This is a genomic window from Nostoc cf. commune SO-36 (genome assembly GCF_023734775.1).
Lineage (GTDB): Bacteria > Cyanobacteriota > Cyanobacteriia > Cyanobacteriales > Nostocaceae > Nostoc > Nostoc commune_A.
Window position 1 is genome coordinate 3,536,230 of sequence record NZ_AP025732.1, and the last position, 14,412, is coordinate 3,550,641.

A 14,412-nucleotide genomic window follows, 5' to 3' on the forward strand; every position below is an offset into this window, starting at 1 on the left:
CATGATTGTTAAGACACTTCCCCCTAGTTCCCGACCGATTCAGGAGGACAGTCGCAACGGCACAAATAGCCGAAGCGAACTGGACGTTATTGATATAGTGCCAGAAAATGGTATACAAGGCTTGGTTGTGCGTAATCCTAGCCCGTCGCAGACATCGCTAAAACTATTAGCTGCCCAAAAGGTGAGGATAACAGCCGAACCTCAGACGCTTTACGATCCCGCGACTATAGCGGCGCATTATCAAAAAAGACCCTTCCAAGTTATACGGCGGATTTTCGCCGTGTTGGGGCCGACTTTATCCTTTGCTTTTGGGTTATGGTCGGATAGTAAGCGGGGAATTGTCGTCAAAAATGATCGTCGCCGAGCCACTCAGCTACGAGTATTGCTGACCCAACTAGGGCCTGCTTACATCAAAATCGGACAAGCTTTGTCCACCAGACCGGATCTTGTTCCTCCTGTATACCTAGAAGAATTAACTAAGCTACAAGACCAATTACCGCCTTTTCCTAACGAAATTGCTTATCAGTTTATCAAAGAAGAACTAGGCGCACCTCCAGAAGAGGTTTATGCCGAACTCTCGGCCCAGCCAATTGCTGCGGCTTCCTTGGGGCAAGTCTATAAAGGTAAGCTAAAAACTGGTGAAGAAGTCGCCGTTAAAATCCAACGTCCCGACTTAAGAGAGGGAATCACCATTGATTTGTATATTTTGCGTAACCTCGCTGCTTGGGTGCAGAAAAAGGTCAAACGGGTAAAAAGTGACTTAGTTGGTATTCTCGATGAATTAGGCGATCGCATCTTTGAAGAGATGGACTACATCCACGAAGGTGAAAATGCTGAAAGATTTTTCGAGTTATATGGTCATATAAAAGACGTATATGTGCCGAAAATTTACTGGGAATACACTAATCGCCGCGTCTTGACGATGGAGTGGATTAACGGTACAAAATTAACCCAGACAGAAGAAATTAGCGCCCAAGGGATAGATGCTCGTTATCTAATTGAGGTGGGTGTGCAGTGTTCCCTGCGCCAGTTGCTAGAACATGGATTTTTCCACGCTGATCCCCACCCAGGTAATTTGTTAGCAACACCAGATGGTAAATTAGCTTATCTCGACTTCGGGATGATGAGCGAGATTCAACCACTACAGCGTTATGGTTTGATTGAAGCGATCGTCCACGTTGTCAACCGCGACTTTGAAGGACTAGCAAAAGACTACGTTAAATTAGATTTTTTATCACCAGAAACCGATTTAACACCAATTATCCCAGCTTTTGCAAGAGTCTTTGCTGATGCCGAAGGAGCTAGTGTTGCCGATCTTAATATTAAAAGCATCACCGATGAACTATCGGCTTTGATGTACGAGTATCCTTTCCGCGTACCGCCCTATTACGCCTTAATTATTCGCTCCCTTGTGACACTCGAAGGGATTGCAATATTTATAGATCCCAACTTTAAAGTTCTCAGCGAAGCTTATCCCTACGTTTCTAAACGCCTGTTAACCGATCCAGCACCGCAATTAAGAGCATCATTGCAAGATTTGCTATTTAAAGATGGTAGATTTCGCTGGAACCGTTTAGAAAACTTGTTAAAAAATGCGCGTAATAGTCAAGACTACGACTTTAATTTAGTGCTGAATCAGGGTATAGAATTTTTATCATCTGAACGCGGCGCTTTCATTCGTGACAAGCTAGTAGATGAATCTGTTAACGGGCTCGATGCTTTAGGTAAAAATGTTTTGCATAACTTTACCTCCCTGTTGCGGGAACGGGTAGGATTGACAGCAGTTAATGAAACTCCATCGGCCACTGTTGAGCAACAACAAACCTTAGAGCATATCAAACGTATATTAGGTATTCTCCGAGAAACACGAGGCTTTGAGCCAATGCAACTTGCGTCCCAAATTACCCAGTTGTTGGTAAATTCAGATGTACAGCGCTTAGGTCAACAAATTGCTAACCGCTTTACGCAAAAAGCTGTAGCTAGGTTAATTCGGCAACTATTGGCATCGTAGTGAAAGTTATGAGTTGAAGAAGAACATATACAGCGTATTTCAGTAAATGAAGTATACGGGTAGGGGCACAACATGTTGTCATTTTAGGATTGCCTCGTTCCCAGTCTCCGACTGGGAATGCCCGTCGTTGAGGCTCCGCCTCCCTTGCTGGCGGCAGAGCCGCCAAGAGCAGCATTTCCAGCCCAGAGGCTGGAAACGAGATTTGAAAGGCTTTTAGCTTAAGAGAACTCCACAAAAAAAATGATCCAATAGCTATGTGGGTTTAGCAAAAATTTCTACAAACCATTTTCTGAGATTGGGGAGGCGGTGAATCTGTGTTTCAATTTCTGCCATAGCGGAGGTAGTAAGTTTAACTCCTGTAGAATAAACTGTTTCTACCAATGTGACCACCGGATTTTTACCCTTAAATGTGAGAGTTTGGGCGAAATTCAGTACAGTCTCAACAGTGTCAAGTAAACTACCATTCCAATGCTGTTCTAACCAGCCAAAACAACGTTCTATCGGGTTATATTTACTATGATAAGGCGGATAATAAGCAAGTTGTAACGTCAGTTGAGATGATGTACCAAAATCTACAATCCGCTTCATAAATTGAGTGCGGCGAGAATTATTTTCAGGTCCATTATCCTGATTAATCACCAGTTTTTGAATATGAGCAAATCTGTGTTTGACAGTTTGCCACCAGCTTTCAAGCAAATCAACAATACAATCAGCGGTTAATTTGGAAGAAACAAAGAATAAAAATAACTCGTTGTATTCAGGTATAAAAATGCCGTAGGGAATCAGAGTTATCTCCGTCGGGAAGTCGTGGTCTACTGAGATGGTTGGCATTCGATTTTTACCCCCACGGTCAAATTCTCCAATCTTAACTGCTACCTTAGCATCAATGGAAATTCGCAGAGTATGAGGGTCATTGTCAGCTTCACTATTAATTTGTTCAACTTGTTCAAAAATCGCTTCTGTTTCGGGAATTTTCTTGATAGGCTTGGTTTTCAGAACTCTTTTTAAGGTATAGCCTAAATCATTCAATTTTCGTCGAATTGTTTCTGATGAAGGTAGTTCTTCCTCTGTGTAACCAAATTGTTCAATTAGTTGACGACGGACTTCGCTTGCCGTCATGCGTGTATACAAACGTATACTTTTAAAACTGGGGTCAGTTTGACTTTGTGGGTCTACTAACGATTTTATATCCCTCAACAAGTTTGATAATTTTGCTTCAGCCCGCTTGCGTCCACTACGCCTGAAACCATCAATAAAAGGCTGACCACTCTCTAACTCCTGCATCCCTTTACGGATAGTGCGCCTATTCCATCCCAACTCCCTTTCCGCCACAGTTTGTCCACCTATTCCCAAACCTTTGACTACTTCTGCCATGAATTGTCTTCGGTCACTTCCCTTGAGTTTTTTCGCTGTTTTGATGTACAGAGATTTTAGGTGCGCGGTGAGTTGAATGATAGATTTTGGATACATGAGCTAGACTGCACACTGAATTTATCTTTCTCTTATCATAGGATCAATTATTCTGTGGAGTTCTCTAAGTTGACACCAATGAACATGTTGTGCCCCTACGATTATCTGTACCTCACCAAGTTGCAATCTGCTGTAATGTTTTGACGTATCGCGTCGCCATCCAGAACTTAAATTATTTTTATAATCCTTTTTTAACAGGAATTTTAGGCGTTGCTTGGCGATTTGTGTCAGTGTTGCTACTTTTATCTCTACTCATTTCGAGCAAAGAATTGCAATTATACGTATTTAGACTAAATATTTAATACATAAACTGGCGATATTAAAATAGGTTATACTTACGCATTTTCTTAAACCTAACGACCACCCTCTCGATTATGCAAACAAAACCTGCTGACTTAGGTTGCCAATTATTAAAGTTTTAACCAAATTTTATATCCAGTATATATACAGTTTTTTTTTATTTAAATGGTCTTTATTATAACAGTAGATAGCCAAATTAAACTTACCAGTAAAACATTATAAAAAACTAAGATCCCAATGTTTGTAAAGTTTACACAATGCAGCTTTGACAAGGTGTGACCTGTTATCTGGGGCAATTTTTTTAGGTTCTGTTCCTAAATACAGGTTTGTTTATTGACAATGATCGCATACCTAGTAGTTTGTGTGCTGCCAGGATTTCTGGGGGCTTGTGCTGCGTGGGGTATTACGTCCTAGTGGGACTTTGCCAGATTCGGGAACGGTATGTTTTCGGAGGGTTGCTTATTACCCCAACAATTTGAGCGGTTGCTTTGTGGCGTAGCAGTCGTGCATTTGTTGGATAGGCAGTAACTGAACAGTGGGAATTCTGAAGTTTACTACCGACTTTCAAGAACTTTATGATGTGCAGTTTCTAGCTGGTGTACAGCATCCGATGCTTTTGAACCAGGAATTAAAAGAAATCTGCCAAGCATTTACTGCGCCAGATTTGAACTGCTCACTGCGACTAAGTGCGGTGATTGCTAATGACTAAGCAATCTGTTTAATCAGAGCGTAATTGTTGAAATAAAATTTTTAGTTTTTTTAGAGGTTTTTTATGACTGAATTCAAAGTAAATACTACTGTTATCGGTAATCAATCTAACTCCACAGTAGCGATAGATCAAAATGGGAACTTTGTCATTTGCTGGACTAGTTTTGATGAGAACGGGGTTGGTGGGATATATGCCCAACGATACAACAATGATGGGGCACCTCAAGGGAATCAATTTAAGGTCAATACCCTGACCACAGACAATCAAAGTATCCCCACAGCAGCGATGGATGCAAACGGGAACTTTATCATTTCCTGGACTAATTTTGCTGAGAACGGGTCTAGCACTGGGATATATGCCCAACGCTACAACAGTGCAGGGATGCCTCAAGGAGGTGAATTTAAAGTCAATACCGACATCGACAGCATTTTGGACTCCACTGTAGCGATAGCGATGAATGCAAATGGGGCCTTTGCCATTTCCTGGAGTAAATTGGAGGTGGATGGATCTGACTTTGAGGTATATGCCCGACTCTACGACAGTACTGGGATGCCTCAAGATGTCCAATTTAAGGTCAATAAAACCTTTGAAGACAAACAATATTACCCCACAGTCGCAATGAATGTAGATGGGGGCTTTATCATTTCCTGGACTAGCAATCTTCAAGATGATTCTGGCAATGGGATATATGCCCAACGCTACGACAATACTGGGATGCCTCAAGGAGAGGAATTTCGGGTTAATGCCACCATCATCAACAATCAAACTAACCCCACAGTTGCGATAGATGCGACAGGAAACTTTGTTATTTCTTGGCAAAGCGAGAACCAGGACGGAGATGGCTATGGGATATATGCCCAACGCTACAACAGTGCAGGGGAGGCTCAAGGGAACGAATTTCGGGTCAATACCAAAATCGTTAACGATCAAATTAACCCCAAGGTAGCGATGGATGCAAGGGGAAACTTTGTCATTTCTTGGCAAAGCAATGTTCAAGACAATTCTGGCTATGGGATATATGCCCAACGCTACGACAGTGCAGGGAATGCTCAAGGGGAAGAATTTCAAGTCAATGCTTATACTTCCAACGACCAAAGTATCCCCACAGTAGCGATGAATGGAAAGGGAGACTTTGTAATTTCCTGGACTAGTTATGGTCAAGATAGGCTAGTACCGCAGGATGAGGACATAAATTCTAATGGGGGGATATATGCCCAACTATACAAAAGTGGGGTTCCTCCGATAATTACCTCTGTTTCTACATCTGCCCTAGAATACACTGAGAACGCCAATACAATCATCGACTCAGGCATCACCGTTAGCGACAAAGATTCAGATAACTTAGCTAGTGCCACCGTTAGCATTACTAGTGGTTTTATTTCTGCTCAAGATACCCTCGCCTTCACCAGCGAAAATGGGATTACGGGCAGCTACAACAGTAGCACAGGTGTTTTAACCTTAACTGGCAGTTCCAGCGTTGCTAATTATCAAACCGCACTACGTTCCGTTACTTATAGCAACAGGAGTGATAACCCCAGTCTCACACCTCGTACCGTCAGATTTATAGTTAATGATGGGTCTACTAATAGCACTGCCATTACCCGCAACATTAATATTACGGCAGTGAATGATGCACCTGTTGCTGCTGCCACCAACTCTGTCCTGCTATACACTGAGAATACCACTACAGCCATCGACTCAGGCATCACCGTTAGCGATGTAGACTCTCCTACCCTAACTAGTGCCACCGTCAGCATTACCAGTGGCTTTATTTCTGCTCAAGATACCCTCGCCTTCGCCACCCAAAATGGGATTACAGGCAGCTACGACAGCAGCACAGGTGTCTTAACGTTAAATGGCAGTGCCACAGTTGCTAATTATCAAACCGCACTGCGTTCCGTTACTTATACCAACAGCAGTGACAACCCCAGTCTCACACCTCGTACTGTCAGCTTTCTAGTTAATGATGGGTCTACTAATAGCACTGCCATTACCCGCAACATTAATATTACGGCAGTGAATGATGCACCTGTTGCTGCTGCCACCAACTCTGTCCTGCTATACACTGAGAATACCACTACAGCCATCGACTCAGGCATCACCGTTAGCGATGTAGACTCTCCTACCCTAACTAGTGCCACCGTCAGCATTACCAGTGGCTTTATTTCTGCTCAAGATACCCTCGCCTTCGCCACCCAAAATGGGATTACAGGCAGCTACGACAGCAGCACAGGTGTCTTAACGTTAAATGGCAGTGCCACAGTTGCTAATTATCAAACCGCACTGCGTTCCGTTACTTATACCAACAGCAGTGACAACCCCAGTCTCACACCTCGTACTGTCAGCTTTCTAGTTAATGATGGGACTGCTAATAGTACTGCCGTTACCCACGATATTAATATTACAGGAGTGAATGATGCACCTGTTGCTGCTGCCACCAACTCTGTCCTGGCATACATTGAGAACGCCACTACAGCCATCGACTCAGGTATCACCGTTAGCGACATAGACTCTCCTACCCTAACTAGTGCTACCGTCAGCATTACCAGTGGCTTTATTTCTGCTCAAGACACCCTCGCCTTCACCAGCAAAAATGGGATTACGGGCAGCTACGACAGCAGCACAGGTGTTTTAACCTTAACTGGCAGTTCCAGTGTTGCTAATTATCAAGCCGCACTACGTTCCATTACTTATAGCAACAGCAGTGACAACCCCAGTCTCACACCTCGTACTGTCAGCTTTATAGTTAATGATGGGACTGCTAATAGTACTGCCGTTACCCGCGATATTAATATTACAGGAGTGAATGATGCACCTGTTGCTGCTGCTACGAACTCTGCCCTGGCATACATTGAGAACGCCACTACAGCCATTGACTCAGACATCACCGTTAGCGACGTAGACTCAGATAATCTTGCTAGTGCCACCATTAGAATTACCAGTGGCTTTATTTCTGCTCAAGACACCCTCGCTTTTACCAACCAAAATGGGATTACGGGCAGCTACAATAGCAGCACAGGTGTTTTAACCTTAACTGGCAGTTCCAGCGTTGCTAATTATCAAACTGCACTGGGTTCAGTTACTTATAGCAACAGTAGTAATAAGCCCACCCTCACACCTCGTACTGTCAGCTTTCTAGTTAATGATGGGACTGCTAATAGTACTGCCGTTACCCACGATATTAATATTACAGGAGTGAATGATGCACCTGTTGCTGCTGCCACCAACTCTGTCCTGGCATACATTGAGAACGCCACTACAGCCATCGACTCAGGTATCACCGTTAGCGACACAGACTCTCCTACCCTAACTAGTGCTACCGTCAGCATTACCAGTGGCTTTATTTCTGCTCAAGATACCCTCGCCTTCACCAGTAAAAATGGGATTACGGGCAGCTACGACAGCAGCACAGGTGTTTTAACCTTAACTGGCAGTTCCAGTGTTGCTAATTATCAAGCCGCACTACGTTCAGTTACTTATAGCAACAGTAGTAATAAGCCCACCCTCACACCTCGTACTGTCAGCTTTCTAGTTAATGATGGGACTGCTAATAGTACTGCCGTTACCCGCGATATTAATATTACAGGAGTGAATGATGCACCTGTTGCTGCTGCTACAAACTCTGCCCTGGCATACATTGAGAACGCCACTACAGCCATTGACTCAGACATCACCGTTAGCGACGTAGACTCAGATAATCTTGCTAGTGCCACCATTAGAATTACCAGTGGCTTTATTTCTGCTCAAGACACCCTCGCTTTTACCAACCAAAATGGGATTACGGGCAGCTACAATAGCAGCACAGGTGTTTTAACCTTAACTGGCAGTTCCAGCGTTGCTAATTATCAAACTGCACTACGTTCAGTGACTTATAGCAACAGTAGTAATAAGCCCACCCTCACACCTCGTACTGTCAGCTTTATAGTTAATGATGGGACTGCTAATAGTACTGCCGTTACCCGCAATATTAATATTACGGCAGTGAATGATGCACCCGTTGCTGTTAACGATAGCATTACCACAAACAAAGACACACCTATTATCATTAGTGCTACTACTCTGTTAAGCAATGATACAGATGCTGATATTAGTGATGTATTGAGCATTACTGACTTCACCCAACCTATTCAAGGAACTTTAGTTAACAACAACAACGGTACTTACACTTATACACCTGTCCAAAACTATTATGGCTCCGACGGCTTCACTTACACCATGAGTGATGGGCAGGGAGGCAGTAGTACTGCTACGGTCAACTTGACCATTAATGAAATCACCCCTCCAATTAATGGCACTTTAGTTGCAGACAAGCTGACTGGTACGGAGAAGAGTGATATCATCTCAGGATTGCAGGGCAATGATACCCTCCAAGGACTAGGTGATAACGACACTCTTAATGGCGGCGATGGAAATGATTCTTTAGATGGTGGTGCAGGGGCTGACAGCCTCATCGGTGGTAAAGGCAATGATATTTACATCGTAGACAACCTGAACGATTCGATTACTGAAGGCTTAAATGCAGGTACAGATTTAGTTAAGTCTTCGGTAACTTGGGTGTTGGGAGCTAACTTGGAAAACTTGACCCTGACTGGAAGTGAAGCAATCAATGGTACTGGTAACAGCTTTAATAATATCCTGATTGGAAATGCTGCCGCTAACTTCTTGAGTGGAGAAAATGGCAATGATAGCTTGACTGGTGATGTAGGTGATGACACCTTAGTGGGCAGTGTAGGCAATGACACCTTAGATGGAGGTTTGGGAGCTGATAGTCTCATTGGTGGAGCTGGCAATGACATTTACATCGTAGACAATCTGAGCGATTCGATTACTGAAGGCTTAAATGCAGGTACAGATTTAGTTAAGTCTTCGGTAATTTGGGTGTTGGAAGCTAACTTGGAGAACTTGACCCTGACTGGAAGTGAAGCAATCAATGGTACTGGCAACAATCTTAAGAATATCCTGATTGGAAATACTGGCGCTAACATCTTGAGTGGAGAAGATGGGAACGATAGCCTGATTGGTGGTGTAGGCAATGATACCTTGTTCGGCGGTGTAGGCGATGACACCTTAGATGGAGGTTTAGGATCTGATAGTCTCATTGGTGGAGCTGGCAATGACATCTACATCGTAGATAACGTGAACGATTCGATTATTGAAGGCTTAGATGCAGGTATAGATTTAGTCAATTCTTCGGTGAATTGGGTGTTGGTAGATAACCTGGAGAAGCTGACTCTGACTGGAAGTGGGGCAATAAGTGGTACTGGTAACAGCCTTAATAACATCTTGACCGGAAATAGTGGCGCTAACACGTTGAGAGGAGAAGATGGCAATGATAGCCTGATTGGTGGTTCTGGGAATGACACTTTGTTGGGCGGTGTAGGCGATGACACCTTAAATGGAGGTGCAGGAGTTGACAGTCTTGATGGGGGAGTTGGTAATGACATTTACACTGTAGACAACGTGAACGACTCTATTATTGAAGGCTTAGATGCAGGTACAGATTTAGTCAATTCTTCGATAACTTGGGTGTTAGGCAATAACCTGGAGAACTTGACCCTGACTGGAAGCAAGCTAATTAATGGTACTGGTAACAGCCTCAATAACACCCTGACGGGAAATACTGGCGCTAACACTTTAATAGGAGGAGATGGTAATGATAGCCTCTCTGGAAACTCAGGCAATGACACCTTGCTCGGTGGTCTAGGTGATGATTTACTAGCTGGTGGAGTTGGTCTAGATGTGCTGACTGGTGGAATTGGGCAAGACAGTTTCAACCTAACTGGTAGCCGTACTGGAGGCTATGATACGATCGCTGATTTTACTCTTGGAGATGATACTATCTTGGTTTCCAAGGCTGAATTTAAACTAGTTCAATCTCAGAATACTACGCTCGATTCGGGCTTGTTTCTACTTGGTACTAGTGCGATCGCAGGAGGCGATCGCTTCATCTATGATCAAACTACGGGGAACCTATTCTTTGACGCAGATGGGATTGGTAAGACTGCACAAATTAAAATTGCCCACTTCTCGAATCAGGTAGCGCTTACTAGTGCAAATATTACTGTAATTGCCTAACGGAAGCTAACTGTAGCCAATATGGTTCAGTTAAGGGTTATGGGTGTAGATGATTTAGTTTTTCAAGACGCGATTAACGGCGTCTCTACATCTGGGTTTTGTTGCTCATTCTGAAGTGTATTGAACTATAGCCAGCATTGGGAGATTACCCAGTAAGAGACAGATAAACTCTTGCTGGGTAATCTGTCATGGATACAGACTTGAGTGCAACACAACTGCAAACTTTTAACTTTCCTCTTGGGAATAACCATTTTTCTCGCGTTTGAGGCTTTCTTCTAAGGCTTGAATTTGTTCGCGTCGAGCTTCCAACTCTAAGGAACGCCGTGCTAAGTCTTGGTTCTGCAACGTCAGGGATTGTCGCCAATGTTCTGCTCGTTCGGCTTCGTGCTGCAAAAATTCTGGGGTAATGCCGATGGTGAGGTAGCTTTGTACTAGATGGAGTACCCAGTTAGTGGCATCTTCTAGTCTTTCAATGTCGCCTGTAGGGGAAAGTTCTACTAAAACAAGCAAGTTCTCACTCATGAGCTTTCCCTTGCCTAGCAAAATGAAAGCCTCTTCAGGAATTATCGCCCACAAGTTATCAGCTTCTTGACGCGCCAACAAGCGTAACTGGTGCTGCTCTAAAAAATCGTTTTTACGCACCTGGGCTAGATATAGCATGAGGGTCGCTTTGCTCCAATTCAAAATTCAAAATTCAAAACAATTTAATAAAAATAAGTGTCAAAATTGATATTTTATTAATTGCAAATGGGTAATTGGGAATTATTGACACTCCCATTACCCATTACAGTTATCCTAAGCCACGCAAGCGATGCCTACGACAATCCCTTCAGACGCTCGCGCAAAATTTCAGCTTGCTTTTGTGCTTCTGTTAAGGCATCCCGCGCTCCTTGTACCACATCAGCCCTAGCTCTATCTACGAAACTAGGATTGTTTAATCTGGTACTCAGGGATTGAACTTCGGCTTCAGCTTTACTCAAGCTTTTTTCTAGCTTGGCACGTACAGCTTCAATATCTACCACACCGCTTAGAGGAATTAGCACCTGTATTGTACCAATTACACCTGCGATCGCATTTTCTGATTCTTGTGGTTGTTCTAATTCTCTCTGCGGGAAAAATCGGCTCCATAACCTAAGTCTTGCTTGAGCAGTGAGTAAATTTTGGCTAACAAACCACGTGGTGTAACCAAAACCAACTAATTCAAAGAAAGTTCCGACGATGGGAATGTCATCAATGGCATTTCCCGCAGCTAAACCTAATCTACCAAAGACAATGGCCACAATAATTAAGCCAATTGTCTTCAAACCCCTTTGAGGTTTTTTCGCAGCAACAGTTTGGTTTTCTTGCTTGTCGGTAATAGTTAAAGTCTCAACCTTCGCCAAATCTTTAATGTAATCTTGTCCAGCAGTGAGAATTTGCCGCTCTTTCTCACTTTCAGTTTGCAAATTCGCTGTCACTTTTACCCCAGGCTTAATATCTGCCTCAGCCCGCAAATTCCGAATTGTGCGGATAGTAGCAATCAGTAATTCAAACTGTTCTTCTAAAGCTGAATCAATTAAATTTACATCTATCTGGGGATATATTTGCAACGGTAAAGTTTGCGGGGAATCTGCTGGTTGTTGGGTGAGAGTCTGCCAAATTTCTTCGGTAATATGAGGCATCAACGGATGAAGCAGTTTTAAAATTCCTTCCAATATGTAGCCGAGGGTTTGCTGTGCTACCCGCCGCGATACTGGATAGGCATCTGCTTGCAATCTGGATTTCACCAGTTCAATATATTGATCGCAGAAATCACCCCAAATAAACTCATAGAGTCCTTTTGCTGCTTCCCCTAAACCGTAATTATCGATGTAATTGGTAGTTTGTTGGATAACTTGATGATACCGCGAGATAATCCAGCGATCGCTCAATTCGGTAGCTAGTGGATTCCCCAATTGTTGCGGTGTTTGTCCATCCAAATTCATCATCACAAACCGGGCAGCATTCCACAACTTATTTGCAAAGTTGCGCGATGCCTCCACCGATGCCGATTCATCCTTTTTGCGATCGTATTCTAAACGGATATCTTGACCAGCACCAGCCACTTCCCTAATTAAGGTATACCGCAGGGCATCAGTACCATACTTGTCAATTAATAACAATGGGTCAATGCCATTACCTTTGGTCTTTGACATCTTCTGACCTTTTTCATCCAGCACCAAACCATGAATGTAAACTGTTTGGAAAGGCATTTGCTCCGTAAGATGCCCAGCCATCATGGTCATTCTAGCTACCCAGAAAAAGATGATGTCAAAGCCTGTTACCAAAGTGGTAGTCGGGTAGTAAGTTGCTAAATCTTGAGTTTGTTCTGGCCAGCCCAAAGTCGAAAATGGCCAGAGTCCAGAAGAAAACCAAGTATCTAGTACATCTGGATCTTGTTCTAGCTTGACATTTTCTCCAAATTGCGATTTTGCTTTCTCCCAAGCTTCAGTTTCCGATTTTGCCACGACAAAGGGCGTATTATCGGTAATTTGTCCATCCGTTTCACTGACAGCGTACCAAGCCGGAATTTGGTGTCCCCACCATAATTGGCGAGAAATACACCAATCAGTCAGTTTTACTAGCCAATCACGATAAACCTTTGTCCAGCGTTGGGGGACAAACTCTGGAGAAGTTTGCTGGTCGAGGAATTCGAGAGTGTTGTCAGCTAAGGGGCGAATTTTGACGAACCACTGAGTTGAGAGGAGAGGTTCAATAGGTACTTTACCGCGATCGCTGTAGGGAACGGTATGTTTATAATCTTCTATCTTTACCAAAAAGCCATCTGCTTCTAGGCGAGAAACCACATTTTTTCTAGCAACGAAGCGGTCTTGTCCTTGAAACTCCCCAGCATTGGCGTTGAGAGTGCCGTCTTTATTCATAATGTTGATAAACGGCAGATTGTGACGCTTACCCATGTCAAAATCGTTCGGGTCATGGGCGGGAGTTATCTTCACGCAGCCTGTGCCGAAAGTGGGATCAACATATTCATCGCCAATGATGGGAATTTCTCGTTGTAAAATTGGCAGAGTTAGAGTTTTACCGATGAGATGTTTGTAGCGATCGTCATTGGGATTAACTGCTACAGCCGTATCACCCAGCATCGTTTCTGGTCGAGTTGTCGCCACCTCTACAAAACCGGAACCATCGGTGAGGGGATAGCGGAAGTGCCAGAGATTTCCATTCACCTCTTGATTTTCCACTTCCACATCAGACACAGCCGATTGAGAAGCGGGACACCAGTTAACTAAATATTCACCACGATAAATTAAGCCTTCCTCGTAAAGACGAGTAAATGCCTCGACAACAGCTTTAGATAAACCCTCATCCAGAGTAAACCTTTCCCGTGACCAGTCTACCGAGACACCCAAGCGTCGTAGCTGATTCAGAATCGTTCCCTCAGACTCCGCCTTCCATTGCCAAGCGCGTTCTAGGAATTTTTCGCGCCCCAACTCGTAGCGAGTTTTACCCTCTTTCTTGAGTTGTTTTTCCAGCATACTATGGACAGCGATGCTGGCGTGGTCAGTTCCGGGTAGCCACAGGGTATTGCGTCCCTGCATCCGGTTGGTAGCGCACGAGGGTATCAATCAAGGAACTTTCAAAGGCGTGACCCATGTGTAAGCTGCCGGTGACATTCGGGGGGGGAATGACGATGCAGTAGGGTTCGCCGCCTTGGTTGGGGTCAGCTTTGTAAACTTGGTTGTCTTCCCAGAATTTTTGCCATTTGGCTTCGGTGGAAAAGGGGTCGTAGAGACTGGGGAGATTAGGAATGGTTGCGGTCATGCTGGGAAAACTAAAGAAGGACTTTTATAAATTTTGCCATAGGGTT

At 43.8% G+C, this 14,412-nt stretch carries 5 protein-coding genes and 1 pseudogene; 3 read left to right on the forward strand and 3 right to left on the reverse strand.

The features are described 5' to 3' along the window. The first annotated feature begins 1 nt into the window (after nucleotide 1). Nucleotides 2-2,011, forward strand: a complete 2,010-nt coding sequence (locus ANSO36C_RS15890; protein ID WP_251955330.1) for an ABC1 kinase family protein — start codon at nucleotides 2-4, stop codon at nucleotides 2,009-2,011. Between the two features lie 252 nt (nucleotides 2,012-2,263). On the opposite strand, the gene ANSO36C_RS15895 is transcribed toward ANSO36C_RS15890, so the two are convergent. After that, the gene (locus ANSO36C_RS15895; RefSeq protein WP_251960248.1) at nucleotides 2,264-3,463 is read right to left on the reverse strand and encodes an ISAzo13 family transposase; all 1,200 of its coding nucleotides are present in this window, start codon (nucleotides 3,461-3,463) and stop codon (nucleotides 2,264-2,266) included. A gap of 853 nt (nucleotides 3,464-4,316) precedes the next feature. Between ANSO36C_RS15895 and ANSO36C_RS15900 the strand changes: the two genes are divergently transcribed. Together ANSO36C_RS15900 and ANSO36C_RS15905 are read left to right on the forward strand one after the other, a co-directional pair. Further along, nucleotides 4,317-4,490: a TIGR03032 family protein gene (locus ANSO36C_RS15900; protein ID WP_251955331.1), complete on the forward strand. Its 174-nt coding sequence runs from the start codon at nucleotides 4,317-4,319 to the stop codon at nucleotides 4,488-4,490. Between the two features lie 63 nt (nucleotides 4,491-4,553). Further along, nucleotides 4,554-10,565, forward strand: coding sequence for a beta strand repeat-containing protein (locus ANSO36C_RS15905; protein ID WP_251955332.1), 6,012 nt, complete (start codon nucleotides 4,554-4,556; stop codon nucleotides 10,563-10,565). 225 nt (nucleotides 10,566-10,790) lie between these two features. Here ANSO36C_RS15905 and ANSO36C_RS15910 read toward each other — a convergent pair whose 3' ends face one another. Together ANSO36C_RS15910 and ANSO36C_RS15915 are read right to left on the reverse strand one after the other, a co-directional pair. Then, nucleotides 10,791-11,225, reverse strand: coding sequence for a hypothetical protein (locus tag ANSO36C_RS15910; protein WP_251955333.1), 435 nt, complete (start codon nucleotides 11,223-11,225; stop codon nucleotides 10,791-10,793). Nucleotides 11,226-11,380: 155 nt separating this feature from the next. Continuing rightward, a pseudogene (locus tag ANSO36C_RS15915) lies at nucleotides 11,381-14,366 on the reverse strand (valine--tRNA ligase). Nucleotides 14,367-14,412 lie beyond the last annotated feature (46 nt).

Coding starts and splice junctions, on each gene's coding strand:
- ANSO36C_RS15890 (WP_251955330.1), top strand. CDS start 2: ATGATTGTTAAGACACTTCCCCCTAGTTCCCGACCGATTCAGGAGGAC.
- ANSO36C_RS15905 (WP_251955332.1), top strand. CDS start 4,554: ATGACTGAATTCAAAGTAAATACTACTGTTATCGGTAATCAATCTAAC.
- ANSO36C_RS15910 (WP_251955333.1), bottom strand. CDS start 11,225: ATGCTATATCTAGCCCAGGTGCGTAAAAACGATTTTTTAGAGCAGCAC.